We start from the raw sequence: 18,780 nt of genomic DNA on the forward strand, positions 1-18,780 counted from the left end.
CATTACCCGGCAGGGAAGTGTTTTAGAAGCGCGCTTTAGGCGTCGCTGAAGGGATCGGCTCGGTGCCGTTCAGCGGTCGGAACGCCGCTTTGTCCGCATCGTAGGCCCGTATTTCGCTGGTCTCGATGTTGTAGATCCAACCATGGATAAACAAATGACCATTGGCCATGCGCGAAGCCACGGAAGGGTGGGTGCGCAAGTGTTGCAGTTGGGCGATGACGTTTTCTTCGGTCAGCACCGCCATGCTCTCGCCTTCGTTGGCGCAGTCGCAGTTGTCATGGACCATGGTCTTGGCGACCTCGGCGTGACGCAGCCAGGCCTTGACCGTTGGCATCTTTTCCAGGCTGTCGGGGTTGAGCACGGCACGCATGGCGCCGCAGTCCGAATGCCCGCACACGATGATGTGCTGTACGCCAAGGGCGAGCACCGCGTACTCGATAGCGGTGGAAACACCACCGTTCATCTGGCCGTAAGGCGGCACCACGTTACCGACGTTACGGGTCACGAACAGGTCGCCTGGGGAGCTCTGGGTGATCAGCTCGGGCACGATGCGCGAGTCGGCGCAGGTGATGAACATTGCCCGTGGGCTCTGGGCAGTGGCGAGTTTCTTGAAGAGTTCTTCCTGCTGGGGGAAGACGTCGTGATGGAAATGCAAAAAGCCGTCAACGATATGCTGCAGCGCTGCATCGGCGGATTCCGCCACCTGAGGGGCTGAAGCCGACGCAGCCAACGGCTGTTTATCCTTGTCACTCATGATTCATCCTCTTGATCAATGCAGGGGAGGGTTCAGGTCAGTTCGACGCCATGGCGGTGAAATAGTTGTAAAACACACACCGGCCAAGCCGCCGACTCATCAGTCACTCGCTGAACAAGGTAACCGCCGAAACTTAACTCAAACTGAATGAACCGCTCTAGAACGCGGGTTTCAGTGATGTCAAAACGCGACTATTCCTACAGCAAAGGTGCACGTTTCCCCATCAGTCTACAACAAAGCCATCTGCCTGCCCGGTGGGCAAAACGCTGTGCAATCGAGGTTGAACCCTTCCCGCCGATTCAGCCCAAGGCGTTTGATTGCCTTGGTGAAACGCTGCGCCAGCAAATCGGCAAACGGCCCCTCACCGCGCATGCGCACGCCAAACCGGCTGTCATACACCTGCCCCCCGCGTACCTGGCGCACCAGGCTCATCACATGGGCCGCACGCTGCGGGTAATGGGCCGCCAGCCACTCCTCGAACAACGGCGCCACCTCCAACGGCAGGCGCAGCATCATATACGCCGCGCTTTGTGCACCGGCAGCGTGAGCTTCGGTAAGCAGGCTCTCCAGTTCACTGTCGTTGATCATCGGGATCATCGGCGAGCACAGCACGCCCACCGGAATGCCCGCGTCGCGCATCACCCGAATCGCCCGCAGCCGCGCCTTGGGCGCTGCCGTGCGCGGTTCCAGGATGCGCTTGAGTTCATCATCCAGGCTGGTGAGGCTGATCATCACCGCTACCAGGCGCTGGCGGGCCAACTCGGTCAGCAGGTCGAGGTCGCGCAGGATGAGCGAGCCCTTGGTGATGATCGTCACTGGGTGGCGGTAGCGCAGCAGTACTTCAAGGGTCTGCCGGGTAATCCGGTATTCACGCTCGATTGGCTGGTACGGATCGGTATTGGAGCCCAGGTTGATCGGTGCGCACACGTAGCCCGGCTTGGACAGCTGCTGTTCCAGCACATCGGCCGCGTTGCTCTTGGCAATCAATTTGGTTTCAAAGTCCAGCCCGGGCGACATGTCCCAATAGGCATGGCTGGGCCGCGCATAGCAGTAGATGCAACCATGCTCACAACCGCGATACGGGTTGATGGACCGATCAAACGGCAAGTCCGGCGAGTTATTGCGGGTGATGATGGTCTTGGCCGTTTCGATACGCACTTCGGTGCCTTGGGTCGGCGGCACTTCCTGGTACCAACCGTCGTCCTCGGCCACGCTGACGGTGGGTGCAAACCGATTGTGCAGGTTGGTGGCCGTACCCCGGCCACGGGGCGGCAGCGCAGTAGACATGAAAACGCCTCGATACTGTTTTTATATACAGTATCGAGGCGCGAGGTTTCTGACCAGTGCCGTTGGGCGGCCAGCGAACTTATCAGTGCTTTTGCGTCACCTGCCCCAGATCATCGCCCGAGGTGGTGTGCAGATCGTTTTTGCGCAGATCCGCCACATCGCTCGCCTTGACCGGCGCGCCCTGGTTGCCCCAGCTACCACGGATAAAACCGACTACATCCGCCACTTCCTGGTCCGACAGACGCCAGGCGAACGCCGGCATGGTGAAGGTTGACGGCGCCGCATGGGTGGCCGGCAAGGTGCCGCCGTTCAACACAATGTTGATCAACGACGTGGCATCTGCCGTCTGCAACACCGGGTTGCCCGCCAGCGCCGGGAATACCCGCGTATAGCCATGGCCATCGGTACGGTGGCAGGCCGCGCAGTTGTCGATATACACCGACGCACCCGGCTTGCTGTCATCGCCCTTCCACAGCGCTTGCGCTACCTGCTTGTCGTACTGGTGCGGCTGGTCCTTGGGATCGACCGCCGGCAGGCTCTTGAGGTAGCGGGCGATAGCGGTCAGGTCCTCTTGGGACATGTACTGCATGCTGTGCACAACCACATCACTCATGCCGCCGAACACCGCACTGCGGTCGCTGCGACCGGTCTTGAGGAACTGCACCAACTGCTCTTCGCTCCAGCTGCCGAGGCCATCCTTGTGATCGCCGCGCAGGCTTTTGGCAATCCAGCCTTCCAACGGCGCACTGCCAGACAGGAAGGCGCTGCCGTCCGTGGCACTCAAGGCTTTTTCCTGCATGGTCAGGGCACGCGGCGTATGGCAGGCGCCGCAATGGCCGAGACCTTCCACCAGGTAGGCGCCGCGATCAATCACCGGGTCGGCAGCGGCTTGCGGCTGATGCGCCTCGACCGCCGGGGCGAACATCCAGCGCCAGGCCGCCAATGGCCAACGCATGCTCAAGGGCCAGGGAATATCGCTGTCCTTGTTTTCTTGGGCAACCGGTTCGACCCCCTTCATGAAGTACGCATACAACGCTTGCATATCGCTGTCGCTGACGCGCGCGTAAGACGGGTAGGGCATCGCCGGGTAAAGCGTACTACCGTTCTTGGCGACGCCATGGCGCACGGCCTTGTCGAAATCCTCGAAACTGTAGTCGCCCAGCCCGGTCTTGTCCGGGGTGATGTTGGTGGAATAGATCACGCCAATCGGTGTTTCCATCGGCAGGCCACCAGCGAAGGGCTTGCCACCCTTGGCGGTATGGCAGGCGACACAGTCACCGGCACGCGCCAGGTACTCGCCCTGCTTGATCAAGTCGGTTTCGGCGGCGCTGATCGAGCAGCTGCTGAACAGCGCCAGGGAGGCGATAACGAGTGCTTTCATGGTCATCGCTCCTTATGCCTGAACCAGTGGGCCGGGGTTTTTGAGGTACTGCTCGCGAATCGCTCGCGCCGACCAATAGGTCAACGCTGCCACCAGGCCGGTAGGGTTGTAGCCCAGCCCTTGTGGGAAAGCGGAAGCACCGGGGACAAATACGTTGTGCACATCCCAGCTCTGCAAGTAGCGGTTCAACGCACTGGTTTTCGGGTCGGTACCCATGATCGCGCCACCGTTGAGGTGGGTGGTCTGGTAGGAGGCGGTATTGAAATGCTCACCGACCTTTTTGCCCAGCACGGCGATGGCCTTGGGGTTCATGGCCTGGGCCACTTTGCCCATTTTTTCCATCATGAAGCGGTTCATCTTGATGTCGTTTTCTTGCCAGTCGAAGGTCATGCGCAGCAGTGGCAGGCCGTAGGCATCGCGGTAAACCGGGTCCAGATCCAGGTAGTTGCTGCGGTAGGACTGATGGGCGCCGTGGGAGTCCATGGAGACCTGATGGGTGTAGTAATCGGCGGTGGCGCGCTTCCAGGCGCTGCCCCAGGCCGGCGTGCCCGGCGGGTTGGACGTACCGGCAATCGGCCGGCTGCCGGCCTGGTTGACCCACATCGGCGAGCCACCCACGAAGCCGTGAGGGCCGTGATCGAAGTTGTCGGCGTTGAAGTCGTCGATGGCCACGCCATTGCCGCCCGCGCCGATAAAGTTGTTGGTGTGGGTGTCCTTGTCGAAGAACGCCTTGATGGTGCCCATGTTCTGGTAGGCGAAGTTCCTGCCGACCACGCCTTCATTGGTAATCGGGTCATAGGGTTTGCCGATGCCGGACAGCAGCATTAAACGCACGTTATGGAACTGGAAGGCGCCAAGAATCACCAGGTCCGCCGGCTGTTCACATTCGCGGCCCTGAGCGTCGATGTAGGTCACGCCGGTGGCTTTCTTCTTGGTGCTGTCGAGGTTGACCTTGAGCACGTGGGAATTGGGCCGCAGCTCGAAGTTCGGCACCTGGCGCAGGGCCGGCAGGATGTTCACATTCGGCGAGGCCTTGGAGTACATGTAGCACACGTAGCCACTGCAAAAGCCGCAGAAGTTGCACGGACCCATCTGCGCACCGTAGGGGTTGGTGTACGGCCCCGACGTGTTGGCCGACGGCAGGTTGTAAGGTTTGTAACCGACGTCGGTCGCCGCTTTCTGAAACAGCTGGGCGGAGACGGTATTTTTCTGCGCTTCAAGCGGGAACGGGTTGGAACGATCCGGCGCGTAGGGGTTGCCGCCGCGGCCTTCGCCGACCAGTTGGCCCTTGACCGTCCAGGCCTGGCCGGAGGTGCCAAAGACTTTTTCCGCGTAGTCGAAAAACGGCTCCAGCTCTTCATAGCTGACGCCGAAGTCCTGGATGGTCATGTCCTTGGGAATAAAGTTTTTGCCGTAGCGCTCTTCGTAATGGCTGCGCATGCGCAGCTCAATCGGGTCGACGCGAAAATGCACGCCTGACCAGTGCAGCCCCGCACCACCGACGCCATTACCCGGCAAGAAAGCGCCCAACTGACGATTGGGCAGGGCGACGTCATTTACGCTGTGGCGAATGGTCACCGTTTCTTTGGAGATGTCCTGGAACAGCTTCTTACGCACGCTGTAGGTCAATTCGTCGATGACCTGGGGATAGTTGCCGTCTGGGTAAGTGTCCTGCATCGGGCCGCGCTCCAGCGCTACCACGTTGAGGCCCGCTTCCGTCAGCTCCTTGGCCATGATCGCGCCCGTCCAGCCGAAGCCCACAATCACTGCATCCACTTTCTTCATGATGGTCGCCACGTTTATGCCCTCTCGCCGCGAATGGAAACAGCCGGGAAGGGGTATTGCTCGTTGCGTTCCACCCAATCCATGAAGTCGGCGCGGGCGCCGGGGAAGCCGATCATGGTCCAGCCGACCATGCCTTTATTGCCACCGTGGATAGGGTCGCAGAAGAAGCCTTCCTTGGTGTTCTGCAGCAAAAGGTTGAAGAACATCTTGGGCGGCACGGCATCGAAATGCGCCGCCACTTCGCTGCCGCCAGCCTCCAGACGCCTGAGCATATCGTCTCGGGTAGCGCTGTCTTGTGCAGCAAAAGCTTTACCGTTGAACGCTTTCGACCAGGCATCCGTGGCAGCAATACCCAGACGATAGATCTCCTTGGGCACCAATTTGCTCTGCCAGCCCATCTCCGGCGCCGCATCGGCGTTGAACGGGCCTTGCATGAACCACAGGGCGCCACTGGCGTAAGGGGTGTTCATCTGGCGGTCGATGTATTCCGGCGCGCCAGCCTCCAAGGCACCCGGGCCCTGGGCATCAGCGGGAATCAAGCGCTCGACGGCAGCGTTGATAAACGCCCATTCCTCGGCCGTGAAATAGCTTGGCTCATAGGCTTTATCGCTGACCGCAGGCTTGGCCGGTTCGGCTTGGGCCGGTTCCGGCGTGGCCATCAGCATCGAACCGCCAAGGCCGGTGCTGGCAACCGTGACCACCGGGATCAAGGTCAAGGATTTGCGTAAAAAGTCACGCCGGGGGTTGTCTTGATCTTGATCAGACATGGGTACACCTCATCATGTGGTCACGGGTTTATCCGCCGCTTCTGGGAGCAGCGTGAAGGCTTGCGGCTAATTGGATCCAAGCAGATACAGCACAATGGCAAACATTAGTTACAAATGATAGCAGGCTAAGAATTCAGAGGCGTCAATTCGACGACAAAAACACCGGATCAGATCGCAAGCATCACGATTCTTTGACACGGACCTCACGCCGTATTGACCCGCCTTGAGTGAGTCTGTGGCCCATCAGCCACTTCCTCGCTCGGTCACAACGTTCATGTTCAACACACGCATACTGCTCGTTCTAGGCCTGGCGCTCATGAGCCTGCTCAACACCGTACAAGCCGATGAGGCTGCGTCGATCCGCTCGCCGGAATGGGCCCAGCCGGTGGGTAGCCAATACAACCTGCACCAAATGACACCCACGCTCTATCGCAGTGCATTGCCGGATGAGCGTGCGCTGCCCCTGTTGCAAACACTCAAGATCGCTACGGTCATCAACTTCCTGCCGGAATCTGATGCGCAGTGGCTCCAATCATCTGATATCAAACAGGTGCAGTTGAGCTATCGCACCAACCACGTCGACGATTCCGACGTGCTGGCGGCGATCAGAGCGATTCAGGCAGCAGAGGCCGATGGCCCGGTGTTGATGCACTGCAAGCACGGCGCCGACCGCACCGGCCTGATGGCGGCGATGTATCGGGTGGTGGTTCAGGGGTGGAGCAAGGAGGATGCACTGAACGAGATGACCTTGGGCGGCTTTGGCAGCAGCAATGGCTTCAAGGATGGCGTTCGCTACATGATGAAAGCCGATGTCGACAAATTGCGCACAGCTTTGGCGAATGGGGATTGCAGCACCAGCGCGTTTGCGTTGTGCTCAATGAAAGACTGGATCACCACTACGGGCCAGGAAGAGAAAAAACTGTAGGAGCGAGCTTGCTCGCTCCTACAGGGGGTGCGGGGTTAGTCTTTTTTCAGCTTCGGGTTTGGGAAGAACTGCACTGCCTGCACTTTAGGGTCCGTCGGCGCTTTCAACGCGGAGGTATTGACCCTTGTGCCCAATTCCTTGGGCACCGACAGGCCTTGATCATTCAGCGTATCGGTATACCCACAGGCCACGCACTCACGGTGCGGCACGTTGTCTTCGGTCCACATCTTCAACTTGTCCGGCTCGCTGCACGCCGGGCAGACAGCCCCGGCGATAAATTGCTTTTTGGTGATCACAGGCCCTTCACTCATGCTGCTGCGTCCTCACTCAGGCCGCTGTGGCGCAAGAGTGCGTCAATCGACGGCGCTCGTCCGCGGAAGTCGACGAACAGCACCATCGGCGCCTGGGAACCGCCACGCGCCAGGATGGCTTCACGGAACGCACGCCCGGTCTGGGCATTGAGCACGCCGTCTTCCTCGAACTTGGAGAACGCGTCCGCCGACAGCACTTCGGCCCACTTGTAGCTGTAGTAACCCGCCGCATAGCCGCCGGCGAAGATGTGCGCGAAGCTGTTGGGGAAGCGGTTGTAGGCCGGTGGGCGCATCACCGAGACTTCATCGCGCACGCCTTCCAGCACCTGGGCCACACTGCGACCATCGCCATGGGTGGCGTGCAGTTCAAAGTCGAACAGCGAGAACTCCAGCTGACGCACCATCATCAGGCCGGACTGGAAGTTTTTCGCCGCGAGCATTTTCTCCAGCAGGTCCTGGGGCAGGGGCTCGCCGCTTTCGTAGTGGCCGGAGATCAGCGCCAGGCCTTCAGGCTCCCAGCACCAGTTCTCCATGAATTGGCTCGGCAGCTCCACCGCGTCCCACGCCACACCGTTGATACCGGATACGCCGGCATGTTCCACGCGGGTGAGCAGGTGATGCAGGCCATGGCCGAATTCGTGGAACAGGGTGGTGACTTCATCGTGGGTCAGCAGGGCAGGCTTGCCGCTGTCGGCCGGAGTGAAGTTGCACACCAGGTTGGCGACGGGGCTTTGCAGCACGCCATCAACGGTACGGCGGCGGTCACGGGCGCCATCCATCCAGGCACCGCCACGCTTGTTGGCGCGGGCGTACAGGTCGAAGAAGAAACGCCCGACGTGCTCGCCGTTTTCCTTGATTTCGAACAAACGAACATCCGGGTGCCAGGTGTCGAAGCCTTTGAGCTCAGCAATCTCGATGCCGTACAGGCGCTGCACAATGGCAAACAAGCCGCCCAGCACTTTGTCGATGGGGAAGTAGGCGCGCAGGGCTTCCTGGGACACGCTGTAGCGCTGCTCACGCAGTTTTTCGCCGTAAAAACCGCTGTCCCAGCTTTGCAGATCAGGGCAGCCTTGCTCGGCGGCGTAGGCCTTGAGCTGTTGCAGGTCCTGAGCAGCAAACGGTTTGCTGCGCTTGGCCAGGTCACGCAGGAAGCTCAGCACCTGGTCGCTGGACTCGGCCATCTTGGTGGCCAGGCTCAGCTCGGAGAACGACGCATAACCCAACAATTGGGCCAGTTCCTGACGCAGGTCGAGGATCTGTTCCATCACCGGGCCGTTATCGTTCTGACCGGCATTCGGGCCTTGGTCCGACGCACGGGTGCAGTAGGCGGCGTACACCTCTTCACGCAGGGCACGGTCCTGGGCGTAGGTCATGACGGCGTAGTAGCTGGGGAATTCCAAGGTGATCAGCCAGCCGTCGAGGCCCTTGGCCTGGGCGGCGGCGGCCATTTGTGCCTTGGCCGAGTCGGTCAGGCCGGCAAGGGTGGCTTCATCGGTGACGTGCTTGGTCCAGGCCTGGGTGGCGTCCAGCAATTGGTTGGAGAACTTGCTGCCCAGCTCGGACAGCTTGCTCTGCACCTCGGCATAGCGCTTTTGCTGCTCCGGCGGCAAGTCGATGCCCGACAGGCGGAAATCACGCAGGGAGTGTTCCAGAATGGTTTTTTGCGCCACATCGAAACCGGCGGCTTCCGGGCTGTTGGCCAGGGCTTCGAAGGCCTGGAACAGCTCACGGTTCTGGCCCATTTCGGTAGAGTAAGCGCTCAAGGCCGGCAGGCACGCCTCGTAGGCTTCGCGCAGTTCGGCGCTGTTGCACACGGCATTGAGGTGGCTGACCGGGCTCCAGGCCGCACCCAGGCGATCATTGAGTTCGTCCATGGCCAGGACCAGGCCGGCCCACGTCGGATTTTTACCCTGACTTTGCAGGATCTCTGCGATTGCCACGCGGTTGTCGGCGAGGATCTGTTCGATGGCCGGCTGCACGTGTTCGGCACGGATCGCCGAGAACGGCGGCAGGTCGTAGGACTGCAAAAGAGGGTTGTTCGCGCTCACGGTGGGCACCTTGGCTGAAGAAACATGTAGAACAAAGATGGGGCCATCTTAATTACAATCAACACCCACCGCAGCTATCAGCACAACAGAGAGAGGCTATCGTGACCCTTCGCACCTATCAGAACCACACGCCAACCCTCGGCGCCGGGGCGTTTGTCGATATTTCGGCGGTGGTGATCGGCGATGTCGAAATCGGCACTGACAGCTCGGTTTGGCCGCTGACAGTGATTCGCGGCGACATGCACCGCATCCGCATCGGTGCGCGCACCAGCGTGCAAGACGGCTGTGTGCTGCACATCACCCATGCCGGGCCGTTCAATCCTGAGGGTTTCCCGTTGCTGATCGGCGACGATGTGACCATCGCCCATAAGGTCATGCTGCATGGCTGCACCGTGGGTAGCCGCGTCCTGATCGGCATGGGCAGTATCGTGATGGATGGCGCCGTGGTTGAAGACGACGTGATCATCGGTGCCGGCAGCCTGGTGCCGCCAGGCAAGAAACTCGACAGCGGTTTTTTGTATGTGGGCAGCCCGGTTAAACAGATTCGCGCATTGACTGACAAAGAGCGCGCCTTTTTCACCTACAGCGCCGCGAACTACGTGAAGCTCAAAGATCTGCACCTGGCCGAAGGATTCGATCAATGACCCTGCATCACCCCACCGTCCTGTTCGACCTGGACGGCACCCTCACCGACCCGCGCGAGGGCATTACCCGTTCGATCCAGTACGCCCTGGCCAAACTAGGCATTGATGAACCTGACCTGACCAAGCTCGAACACTTCATCGGCCCGCCCTTGTTGCAGGCGTTCATGCAGTTTTACGCCTTCGACGAGGCCAAGGCATGGGAGGCCGTGAATTTCTACCGTGAGCGCTTCAAGGTTACCGGCCTGTATGAAAACCGCGTGTTCGACGGCGTTATGCCGTTATTGGAAGAGTTGAACAGCCAAGGGCGCCAACTGTACGTCGCCACCTCCAAACCGTGGGAATTTGCCCGCGAGATTGCGCGGCATTTCGACTTTGCCAAGCACTTCAAGGTGATCTACGGCAGCGAGCTGGACGGTACGCGCACCAACAAGGTGGAATTGATCGCGCATTTGATGCGTGAGGAACGACTGGACCCGGCCACCACCTTGATGATCGGCGATCGCAAGCATGACCTGATCGGGGCACGCAGCAATGGGCTGGATTCGGTCGCCGTGGGGTATGGGTTTGGGAGTTTTGAAGAGCTGAATGCCGAGGCACCGACCTGGCATTTCGAGACGTTGGACCAGATGCATCAGGCGTTTTTGCAGCGGTCTTAAGAGCGCTTTAGCAGGCAAGCCAGCTCCCACAGCTGACCGATTTTCAACATGAGAACGCGGTCAACTGTGGGAGCTGGCTTGCCTGCGATAAGGCCCTAACGGCCAACCTTCTCCAACTGCCTCAACGCTGCTTTACGCTGCTCCACTGGCAGCCCCCCCAACGTCTCCACCGCCGTATAAAACCTCACCCAATCCCCACCTTCCCGCGCAAACAACGCCGCAAACGCCGGCACCCATTGGTCATACAACCCAAACGGCAACAGTCGGGCATTGTTCATCGGCTGGTTGATCCAGGCGTCATAACGCTTGTCACCACCCCATTGGCTATCGCGCAGGTGCCGGTATTCGCTGCGCAACTGTTCGAATTGCGTCGCTTTGGCCCGGCGCATGGCGTCCGATGCCAACGGCTGCGCGTACAACGCCTCCAGACGTTTACGGGTATCGAGAATCAGCCGGATAAATTGGTCACGCTGCTTCAACGCCGCATCGCCGACAAGCGCCAGGCCCCGCGCCGCACGCCATTGTCGCGTGCCTTCCTGCTCGACAAAACTGGCATAGGACTCGTTGAACTCGGTGTCGTCCTTCACGTAGAAGCGCTGGTGGGCCAGCTCATGGAAGATCAGCGTGGCGAGGCGCTCATCGCCCCAGCTCATCATCGAGCTCATGATCGGGTCGTTGAACCAGCCCAGCGTGGAATAGGCCTCCACGCCACCGATCGACACATCCATGCCCTGTTGCCGCAACAGTGCCGCCTCGCCCCGCGCCGCACCTTGGTTGTAGTAGCCGCGATAGGCGACGCAACCGGCGATGGGAAAGCAATGGTTCTGTGGTGACAGAGAAAATTCCTGCGTGGCAAAGACATTCCAGACCACATAGGGTCGGCCGATATCGGCATACAGCCGATAACTTTGGTTGTCAGGCAGATGCAGCTGTTCACTGGCAAAGGCTCGGGCTTTCTGCGATTGAGCCAGATGCTCGCGCAGCACTGGCGGGCGAGCAGGGTCGGCGATCACCTCGGCAACCGGCTCCCGGGCCCGCAACAGCTGCCACTGGCCGCTCGCCAACTGGCCGTAATAACTGACACTGGAGCAGCCGCTGAGCAGCGCAACCATCAGCCCTGGAAGAAAACGCCTGATCATGCACTGACTGCTCCTGGGTGATTGGTTCGCCAGACTATCGCGCTTGCAGGGGATTTTTCCACGGCGTGGCGTGTTTATACTCAAGCCTCTCTTCGTGTTGAGTACCTGCCATGCGCCAGCTTGTGCTTCCCCTCGCCGCTGTATTCCTCAGCGCTTGCGCCTCTACCCCCATCCCCCCTGTGGACCCGCAGCAGGCCTGGGTCGATTTCACCACGCCGACACCGGGTTCAAAGTTGGTGATGGCTCAGCGCCTTGACGGGAAAAACCTCGACGACGGGCGCTTTTTTCAAATGCCTCCCGGCCCTCACGAGCTGATGGTGCGCTTTGACTTTGAAGTGCCCGCCGGCGGCGGTTTGGGTGGCCTCAGCCAGATGATGTATCGCACCTGCTTCATGACGCTGCAGTACGACCACTTTCAGGCCGGCCAGCGCTATGTGCTGGAAGGGCGCTCACTGGCGTTCACGCCCAACATTCGGCTGTACGACTCAAGCCGCCAGTTATTGGCCGAAGAGCGCAGCGTGAACTGCATCTGAGTCAGTCGTTGTTTTTTTGGTAGATGATGCGCTTGGTGCCGTTTTCGCAAGAACCAACAATCATGGCTGAGTCATGGTTCTTGGCTTCTTCGGCGGTGATGATTTCCAGGGTGTAGGACGGAATCGCCTTGGCCTGGATCTTCACTTCGATTTCTTTCCTGAGCTCTTCACAATCTTTTGGCGCGGCCACGGCCGAAGTGGCCAATACACCGCAGATGATTGCCAAGGCAAAACGTTTCATGTGTGGAGCTCCCTGAATGCGCTGCGCACGAGTGTGCGCCTAGGCTGCATGGGCTATTCGACCACATTTTGCGAACACGAGTTCTGATTTAACGCAGAACTAAAAATGTGGGAGCGGGCTTGCTCGCGAATACGCAGTATCAGTCACCGAAGATATCGGCTGATCCACCGCATTCGCGAGCAAGCCCGCTCCCACATAAGATGACTGCTGTGTCAGTTGACCAGCGTGGCATCCAAGGTGATGGTCGCATTCAGCACCTTGGACACCGGGCACCCTTCCTTGGCCTTTTTGCTCAGTTCATCGAACTGCGCTTGGCTCGCGCCTGGGATTTTGGCCTTCAGGATCAGATGCACTGCTGTAATCGCAAAGCCGCCCTCGACCTGGTCCAGGGTCACTTCGGCCTGGGTGTCGATGCTGTCAGCCTTGAGCCCAGCGTCGCCGAGAATCATGGAAAACGCCATGGAGAAACAGCCGGCGTGAGCTGCGCCGATCAATTCTTCAGGGTTGGTACCCTTGCCGCCCTCGAAACGGGCCTTGAAGCCGTATGGCGCTTCGCGCAGCACGCCGGTTTCCGTGGAAATGGAGCCCAGGCCAGTCTTCAGGTCGCCTTCCCAATGCGCGGATGCCTTTTTAACGATACTCATAGCTTTCTCCTCGAACGGTGGTTTTGCGTCGGTAAGGGTTCTGAGGATAGACGCCACGGCAAAGTTCATCTTGTCGGAAAAACCTAGCAATCAAGTAGGAAAATTCAGAGCCTCCTATTGAATCTCGGGTATATGCCCTCATTGCATAGAACATGCACATGCAGCGGCAGGTTTTGGCTCGTTTACAAAAGCCTGTGCGCCCTATTGGAGAAGCAGGCTTATGAAATCGCTGTCCGACGTAAAGTTCTCGACCCTCGACCTGGTGCCCGTACGCGCCAACGGCAGCCCGGCGCAGTCGCTGCGTAATTCCCTGGACCTGGCCCAGCATGTGGAGAAGTTCGGCTACCACCGTTTCTGGGTAGCCGAGCACCACAATATGGACGGCATCGCCAGTTCGGCCACCTCGGTACTGCTCGGTTACCTGGCAGGCGGCACCTCGACCATTCGCGTGGGTTCCGGCGGCGTGATGCTGCCTAACCACGCGCCACTGGTGATCGCCGAGCAGTTCGGCACCTTGGAAAGCCTTTACCCTGGCCGTATTGACCTGGGCCTGGGGCGCGCGCCCGGCTCCGACCAGATGACCGCCCGCGCCCTACGCCGTGAACGCTCCGGCAGTGCCGATGACTTCCCCGAAGATGTGGCCGAGTTGATGGCCTACCTGGGCCCGCGTACGCCAGACCAACGAGTTATCGCCGTGCCGGGCACCGGCACCAATGTGCCGGTGTGGCTGCTGGGGTCGAGCCTGTTCAGTGCGCAATTGGCCGGTGAGCGGGGCTTGCCTTACGCCTTCGCTTCGCATTTCGCACCTCGCTTGATGCATGAGGCGATTCGCGTGTATCGCAATCACTTCAAGCCTTCGGCGGTGCTGGATAAACCCTACGTGATGCTCGGCATTCCGCTGGTGGCGGCCGACACCGATGAGCAGGCCGATTACCTGGCCACCTCGGTGTACCAGCGTATTCTCGCGTTGATGCGCGGCCAGAGCCTGGTGCAGCGCCCTCCAGTCAAAACCATGGACGGCCTGTGGTTGCCCCATGAAAAAGACGCGGTCGGTAGCTTTCTTGGTTTGGCCATGGTGGGCAGCCCGGCGAAGATTCGCGGCAAGCTGGAGGTGTTGATCGAGCAGACCGGCGCCGATGAGCTGATTTTTACCAGTGACCTGTATGAGCACGCCGATCGGATTCATTCCTACGAGCTGCTTGCACAAGTGATGAAGGGCTGAAATCCAGGCGAAAAAAACCGACGCACTGGCGTCGGTTTTTTATGTCCACAACACGAGATTAACCGCGCTTGTAGGCAATTTCCTTGGTGCCACCTTCGCAGGTGCCAACTACTGTGTGGTCACTTGGCGTAGCACCTTTGTCCACCACTTCCAGCGAATACCCCGAAGCACCCTTGGCGTCGATTTGCGCGGCAATTTCGCTTTTCAGCTCCTCACAAGGCTTGCCCGCCGCCATAGCGGTACCCGCAATGCTCAACAACCCTACCGCCAACAGAAACGTCTTCATCCGTTACTTTCCTTGCGCTGATCAAAAAGAGCGTGCCGACGCTCATCGCATCGGCACCCGTTGTTTGTAGCGCAGGTTATGGCAATCGGCCAGCGGGCAAAGTTCAACTCTGCCGATCAACTACTGGCAATGCGGAATCCCACTTTGAGCGTGACCTGGAAGTGCGCAGCCTTGCCATCCTTGATGTGACCACGGGTTTCGGTCACCTCAAACCACTCCAGATGCTTGATGCTTTTGTTGGCTTCGGCCAGGGCATTGTTGATCGCGTCTTCGATGCTGGTGGTGGAAGAGCCTACCAGTTCGACTTTCTTGTACGTGTGATGATCACTCATGGCGTTTCTCCTTTAGGTCGTCAATCAAGACTAGCAGCGAATGTGCGTACTGCTTCAGGCGACCGTTGGGAGGCGAAAGTTCAGAATTACTGCACTTTCTGAAACCGGCGCAGTCGGTATCTACACACGCCACTCAATCACTTCAGGAGATGTCCACATGGCCAACACTTCTTTACGCAAAGCGTCGCTGGAAAGCATGGAAGCCGAGATTTCAAGCCTGCTCAAATCTCTGGAGAGCCTCAAGGACGACGCGTCCGATGAGTCGCGCAAAACGCTGAAGGCCTTGAAAAGCAATGCCGAGAACGCGCTCAAGCACTCTCGTCACCTGATCAGCGACGCCTACGAAGAGAGCAAAGTCAAAATCCGTGAAACCAGCGCTGCCACCCGTGACTACGCTCAAGAGCATCCATGGACGACCGCTGGCGTCCCCGTGGGCGCACTGGGCCTGCTGGCGGCTTACCTGCTGTGCAAACGCGGTGACTGATTGACCGGTTAAACCGGTTGGCGCAACAGCTCAGCCTTGAGCCATTGCGCCAACTGCCCGGCGCGCCCATCCGCGGCGCGCTTGGGTAGCCACAACGCCAGGTGCGCCGGGGTTTCGCTGAAGCCCCACGGCGCCACCAGGCGACCCGCTCGCAGGTCCTCTGCCACCAGCGGTTCTGGCGCAATTGCCACCCCCAACCCGGCAACCGCCGCTTCCAGCAAATAATACAAATGCTCAAACCCCTGGCCGAGTTTCAACGCGCCGGGCTCGATGCCGTGTTGCCGTGCCCAACTGGGCCAGGCCTGCGGCCTTGAAGTGGTGTGCAGCAAGGCTTGCTCGGCCAGTGCCGACGCCGGAGCCTGGCGCAGCTGTTCAAAATCGGCGAAGCGTGGGCTCATAACCGGGCCGATACGCTCGCTGGCCAGCTCATACACTTGCATATCCGCCGGCCACGGCGGCTCAGCGAACACCAGCAAGGCATCCAGCCCAGGGCGGCGCGGGTCCAGGTCGCCTTCGCCCGCCGACAGGTGCAAGCGTAAATCCGGCAAGTCGGCATTCAACCGCCCCAGCCGAGGGATAAACCAGCGCGCCAGCAAGCTGCCTGAACAGCCGAGTACGAAAGGTGCATCGGCGCCGCGCTGGGTCAATTCGGCGCACACGTCGCGCAAACGCTCGAAAGCTTCCGCGCTCGCGTCGCGAAGCCTTACACCCGCATCTGTGAGTTTAAGGCCGCGCCCGTCCTTGACGAACAGACTCACGCCCAAATGCTCCTCCAGCACTTTCAACTGGCGGCTGACGGCGCCGTGGGTCACGTGCAATAGCTCCGCAGCCTGGCTGACGCTGGTCAGGCGGGCGGTGGCTTCAAAAGCGCGCAGGGCGTTGAGGGGAGGGAGGTCGCGGCTCATCTGTGAGTTTTCCTGACAGGTTGCGGCGATCTTATCGGTTTTCAGGCCAAGGCGTCACGCGTAGAGTGACCGTCATTGCCTTTAAATACATTCTTTCCTGGAGCGTCCCATGACTCAGTCCCAGACCGATCTACGCAACGGCCCTGATGCCAACGGCCTGTTTGGTGCGTTCGGTGGCCGCTACGTCGCTGAAACCCTGATGCCGTTGATCCTCGACCTGGCCCGTGAATACGAAGCGGCCAAGGTAGATCCGGCGTTTAACGAAGAATTGGCCTACTTCCAGCGCGACTATGTCGGGCGCCCAAGCCCGCTGTACTTTGCCGAACGCCTGACCGAGTTCTGCGGCGGCGCCAAGATCTATCTCAAGCGCGAAGAGCTCAACCACACCGGCGCGCACAAGATCAACAACTGCATCGGCCAGATCCTGCTGGCCCGGCGCATGGGCAAAAAACGCATCATCGCCGAGACCGGCGCTGGCATGCACGGCGTGGCCACCGCCACCGTGGCGGCGCGCTTTGGCCTGCAATGCGTGATCTACATGGGCACCACCGACATCGAGCGCCAGCAGGCCAACGTGTTCCGCATGAAGCTGCTGGGCGCCGAAGTCATCCCCGTGGTCGCCGGCACCGGCACCCTCAAAGACGCCATGAACGAAGCCCTGCGTGACTGGGTCACCAACGTCGACAGCACCTTCTACCTGATCGGTACCGTGGCCGGCCCACACCCGTACCCGGCCATGGTGCGTGACTTCCAGGCCGTGATCGGCAAGGAAACCCGTACCCAACTGCAAGCCCAGGAAGGCCGCCTGCCGGACAGCCTGGTGGCGTGCATCGGCGGTGGTTCCAACGCCATGGGCCTGTTCCACCCGTTCCTGGATGACACCAGCGTCGAAATCATCGGCGTTGAAGCAGCCGGCCATGGCATTGAAACCGGCAAGCACGCCGCCAGCCTCAACGGCGGCGTTCCCGGCGTGCTGCACGGCAACCGCACCTTCCTGCTACAGGACGACGACGGCCAGATCATCGACGCCCACTCGATTTCCGCAGGCCTGGACTACCCCGGCATCGGCCCGGAACACGCTTGGTTGCATGACATCGGCCGCGTCCAGTACACCTCGGTGACGGACGACGAAGCCTTGGAAGCCTTCCACAAATGCTGCCGCCTGGAAGGGATCATTCCTGCCCTGGAAAGCGCCCACGCCCTGGCTGAAGTATTCAAGCGCGCGCCAAACCTGCCCAAGGATCACCTGATGGTGGTCAACCTCTCGGGCCGTGGCGACAAAGACATGCAGACCGTGATGCACCATATGGAACAGTCCAAGCAGGAGAAACACTGATGAGCCGCCTGCAAACCCGCTTTGCGCAACTTAAAGAACAGAACCGTGCCGCCCTGGTGACCTTCGTCACCGCTGGCGACCCCGGTTATGACACTTCGCTGGCGATCCTCAAGGGCTTGCCGGCCGCCGGCGCCGACGTGATCGAACTAGGCATGCCCTTCACCGACCCGATGGCCGACGGCCCGGCCATCCAGCTGGCCAATATCCGCGCCCTGGGCGCCAAGCAGAACCTGTTGAAAACCCTGCAGATGGTTCGCGAGTTCCGCCAGGACAACAACGACACCCCGCTGGTGTTGATGGGTTATTTCAACCCGATCCACAAATATGGCGTGTCGCAGTTCATTGCCGATGCCAAGGCAGCCGGTGTCGACGGCCTGATCGTGGTGGACATGCCGCCTGAGCACAACGGCGAGCTGTGCGACCCGGCCCAGGCTGCAGGCATCGACTTTATCCGCCTGACCACGCCAACCACCGATGACGTGCGCCTGCCTACTGTGCTCAATGGCAGCTCCGGGTTTGTGTATTACGTGTCGGTCGCGGGAGTAACCGGTGCCGGCGCCGCCACCCTGGAACACGTCGAAGAAGCCGTGACCCGTTTACGCCGCCATACCGACCTGCCGATCAGCATCGGCTTTGGTATCCGCACACCAGAGCAGGCAGCGGCCATCGCACGCCTGGCAGACGGGGTGGTAGTGGGTTCGGCGCTGATCGATCACATCGCCACGGCCAAGAACGACCAGCAAGCCATTGATGGCGTGCTGACGCTGTGCGCGGCGCTGTCGGAAGGTGTGCGCAACGCACGCAAGTAACTGCCTGTTCGGTCGGTGATCAGACTGCCCAAATATCACCGACCTATACGCTAGGCTTCAGAAGGAGGCGGACATCTCGCCTAATGTGTAGGAGCGAGCTTGCTCGCGAAAAACTTACAGGCGCCGCGTTCATTCAGCGAACACGCGTTATCGTTGACGTTTTTCGCGAGCAAGCTCGCTCCTACACAGGGCTAAGCATCGCGTCTCTCCTTTTTAGCTCACTTCGTGCCCTTTGCCGTCTAACCACCTTCGCAAGCCCCGCAGTCCTTGCCCCTCGGTCGTTAAGTTAGC

At 60.1% G+C, this 18,780-nt stretch carries 21 protein-coding genes; 8 read left to right on the forward strand and 13 right to left on the reverse strand.

What is annotated here, in order from left to right:
* Positions 1-22: 22 nt before the first annotated feature.
* The 5 genes from MF6394_RS04800 to MF6394_RS04820 all read right to left on the reverse strand — a co-directional run bounded on the left by MF6394_RS04800 (position 23) and on the right by MF6394_RS04820 (position 5,974).
* Complete coding sequence (locus MF6394_RS04800) at positions 23-754, reverse strand: carbonic anhydrase (RefSeq protein WP_003187331.1); 732 nt, start codon at positions 752-754, stop codon at positions 23-25.
* Between the two features lie 228 nt (positions 755-982).
* Complete coding sequence (locus tag MF6394_RS04805) at positions 983-2,041, reverse strand: PA0069 family radical SAM protein (RefSeq protein WP_032894331.1); 1,059 nt, start codon at positions 2,039-2,041, stop codon at positions 983-985.
* 82 nt (positions 2,042-2,123) lie between these two features.
* Positions 2,124-3,422 carry a cytochrome c gene (locus MF6394_RS04810; protein ID WP_078466259.1) on the reverse strand — a complete coding sequence of 433 codons (1,299 nt, stop codon included), beginning with the start codon at positions 3,420-3,422 and terminating at the stop codon, positions 2,124-2,126.
* Between the two features lie 12 nt (positions 3,423-3,434).
* A complete protein-coding gene (locus MF6394_RS04815; protein WP_032894333.1) occupies positions 3,435-5,219 on the reverse strand; it encodes a GMC family oxidoreductase in 1,785 nt (594 codons plus the stop codon).
* Between the two features lie 2 nt (positions 5,220-5,221).
* On the reverse strand, positions 5,222-5,974 hold the full coding sequence (locus MF6394_RS04820) for a gluconate 2-dehydrogenase subunit 3 family protein (RefSeq protein WP_003187325.1): 753 nt from the start codon (positions 5,972-5,974) through the stop codon (positions 5,222-5,224).
* Between the two features lie 274 nt (positions 5,975-6,248).
* Between MF6394_RS04820 and MF6394_RS04825 the strand changes: the two genes are divergently transcribed.
* Complete coding sequence (locus MF6394_RS04825) at positions 6,249-6,899, forward strand: dual specificity protein phosphatase family protein (RefSeq protein ID WP_044270331.1); 651 nt, start codon at positions 6,249-6,251, stop codon at positions 6,897-6,899.
* A 35-nt stretch (positions 6,900-6,934) separates the two neighbouring features.
* On the opposite strand, the gene MF6394_RS04830 is transcribed toward MF6394_RS04825, so the two are convergent.
* Together MF6394_RS04830 and prlC are read right to left on the reverse strand one after the other, a co-directional pair.
* Positions 6,935-7,210: a YheV family putative zinc ribbon protein gene (locus tag MF6394_RS04830; RefSeq protein ID WP_044270247.1), complete on the reverse strand. Its 276-nt coding sequence runs from the start codon at positions 7,208-7,210 to the stop codon at positions 6,935-6,937.
* Positions 7,207-9,258, reverse strand: a complete 2,052-nt coding sequence (prlC, locus tag MF6394_RS04835; protein ID WP_032894337.1) for an oligopeptidase A — start codon at positions 9,256-9,258, stop codon at positions 7,207-7,209. The genes MF6394_RS04830 and prlC overlap by 4 nt, the downstream gene beginning before the upstream one ends.
* A gap of 101 nt (positions 9,259-9,359) precedes the next feature.
* Here prlC and MF6394_RS04840 point away from each other — a divergent pair, with 101 nt between their 5' ends.
* On the forward strand, positions 9,360-9,902 hold the full coding sequence (locus MF6394_RS04840; protein WP_078466260.1) for a gamma carbonic anhydrase family protein: 543 nt from the start codon (positions 9,360-9,362) through the stop codon (positions 9,900-9,902).
* Positions 9,899-10,558 carry an HAD family hydrolase gene (locus MF6394_RS04845; RefSeq protein ID WP_032894340.1) on the forward strand — a complete coding sequence of 220 codons (660 nt, stop codon included), beginning with the start codon at positions 9,899-9,901 and terminating at the stop codon, positions 10,556-10,558. Before MF6394_RS04840 ends, MF6394_RS04845 begins: the two co-directional genes overlap by 4 nt.
* Positions 10,559-10,653: 95 nt before the next feature.
* Here the strand turns inward: MF6394_RS04845 and MF6394_RS04850 are convergent, their stop codons facing one another.
* The gene (locus MF6394_RS04850; RefSeq protein WP_078466261.1) at positions 10,654-11,697 is read right to left on the reverse strand and encodes an aminopeptidase; all 1,044 of its coding nucleotides are present in this window, start codon (positions 11,695-11,697) and stop codon (positions 10,654-10,656) included.
* Between the two features lie 110 nt (positions 11,698-11,807).
* Here MF6394_RS04850 and MF6394_RS04855 point away from each other — a divergent pair, with 110 nt between their 5' ends.
* Entirely contained in the window at positions 11,808-12,230 is a 423-nt protein-coding gene (locus tag MF6394_RS04855) for a PA0061/PA0062 family lipoprotein (RefSeq protein ID WP_044270239.1), read from the forward strand.
* Between the two features lies 1 nt (position 12,231).
* Here the strand turns inward: MF6394_RS04855 and MF6394_RS04860 are convergent, their stop codons facing one another.
* Together MF6394_RS04860 and MF6394_RS04865 are read right to left on the reverse strand one after the other, a co-directional pair.
* Positions 12,232-12,471 (reverse strand): DUF1161 domain-containing protein, encoded by a 240-nt coding sequence (locus MF6394_RS04860; protein ID WP_016969660.1) that lies wholly within the window; start codon positions 12,469-12,471, stop codon positions 12,232-12,234.
* A gap of 212 nt (positions 12,472-12,683) precedes the next feature.
* Positions 12,684-13,115 carry an OsmC family protein gene (locus MF6394_RS04865; protein ID WP_003187311.1) on the reverse strand — a complete coding sequence of 144 codons (432 nt, stop codon included), beginning with the start codon at positions 13,113-13,115 and terminating at the stop codon, positions 12,684-12,686.
* Positions 13,116-13,335: 220 nt separating this feature from the next.
* Between MF6394_RS04865 and MF6394_RS04870 the strand changes: the two genes are divergently transcribed.
* The gene (locus MF6394_RS04870) at positions 13,336-14,337 is read left to right on the forward strand and encodes an LLM class flavin-dependent oxidoreductase (protein ID WP_034129211.1); all 1,002 of its coding nucleotides are present in this window, start codon (positions 13,336-13,338) and stop codon (positions 14,335-14,337) included.
* A 58-nt stretch (positions 14,338-14,395) separates the two neighbouring features.
* On the opposite strand, the gene MF6394_RS04875 is transcribed toward MF6394_RS04870, so the two are convergent.
* Both MF6394_RS04875 and MF6394_RS04880 read right to left on the reverse strand, forming a co-directional pair.
* Positions 14,396-14,623, reverse strand: a complete 228-nt coding sequence (locus tag MF6394_RS04875; RefSeq protein WP_078466262.1) for a DUF1161 domain-containing protein — start codon at positions 14,621-14,623, stop codon at positions 14,396-14,398.
* 116 nt (positions 14,624-14,739) lie between these two features.
* Positions 14,740-14,955: a dodecin gene (locus MF6394_RS04880; RefSeq protein ID WP_005783406.1), complete on the reverse strand. Its 216-nt coding sequence runs from the start codon at positions 14,953-14,955 to the stop codon at positions 14,740-14,742.
* A gap of 157 nt (positions 14,956-15,112) precedes the next feature.
* On the opposite strand from MF6394_RS04880, the gene MF6394_RS04885 reads away from it, so the two are divergent.
* Positions 15,113-15,439, forward strand: a complete 327-nt coding sequence (locus tag MF6394_RS04885; protein WP_078466263.1) for a DUF883 family protein — start codon at positions 15,113-15,115, stop codon at positions 15,437-15,439.
* Positions 15,440-15,447: 8 nt separating this feature from the next.
* On the opposite strand, the gene MF6394_RS04890 is transcribed toward MF6394_RS04885, so the two are convergent.
* Complete coding sequence (locus tag MF6394_RS04890; protein WP_078466264.1) at positions 15,448-16,344, reverse strand: LysR family transcriptional regulator; 897 nt, start codon at positions 16,342-16,344, stop codon at positions 15,448-15,450.
* A gap of 109 nt (positions 16,345-16,453) precedes the next feature.
* Between MF6394_RS04890 and trpB the strand changes: the two genes are divergently transcribed.
* Together trpB and trpA are read left to right on the forward strand one after the other, a co-directional pair.
* Positions 16,454-17,680: a tryptophan synthase subunit beta gene (gene trpB / locus MF6394_RS04895; RefSeq protein ID WP_014716306.1), complete on the forward strand. Its 1,227-nt coding sequence runs from the start codon at positions 16,454-16,456 to the stop codon at positions 17,678-17,680.
* Positions 17,680-18,489 (forward strand): tryptophan synthase subunit alpha, encoded by an 810-nt coding sequence (gene trpA / locus MF6394_RS04900; RefSeq protein WP_044270232.1) that lies wholly within the window; start codon positions 17,680-17,682, stop codon positions 18,487-18,489. Before trpB ends, trpA begins: the two co-directional genes overlap by 1 nt.
* The last annotated feature ends 291 nt before the right edge of the window (positions 18,490-18,780 follow it).

This window comes from Pseudomonas sp. MF6394 (assembly GCF_002018845.1).
GTDB classification, from domain to species: Bacteria; Pseudomonadota; Gammaproteobacteria; order Pseudomonadales; family Pseudomonadaceae; genus Aquipseudomonas; species Aquipseudomonas lactis.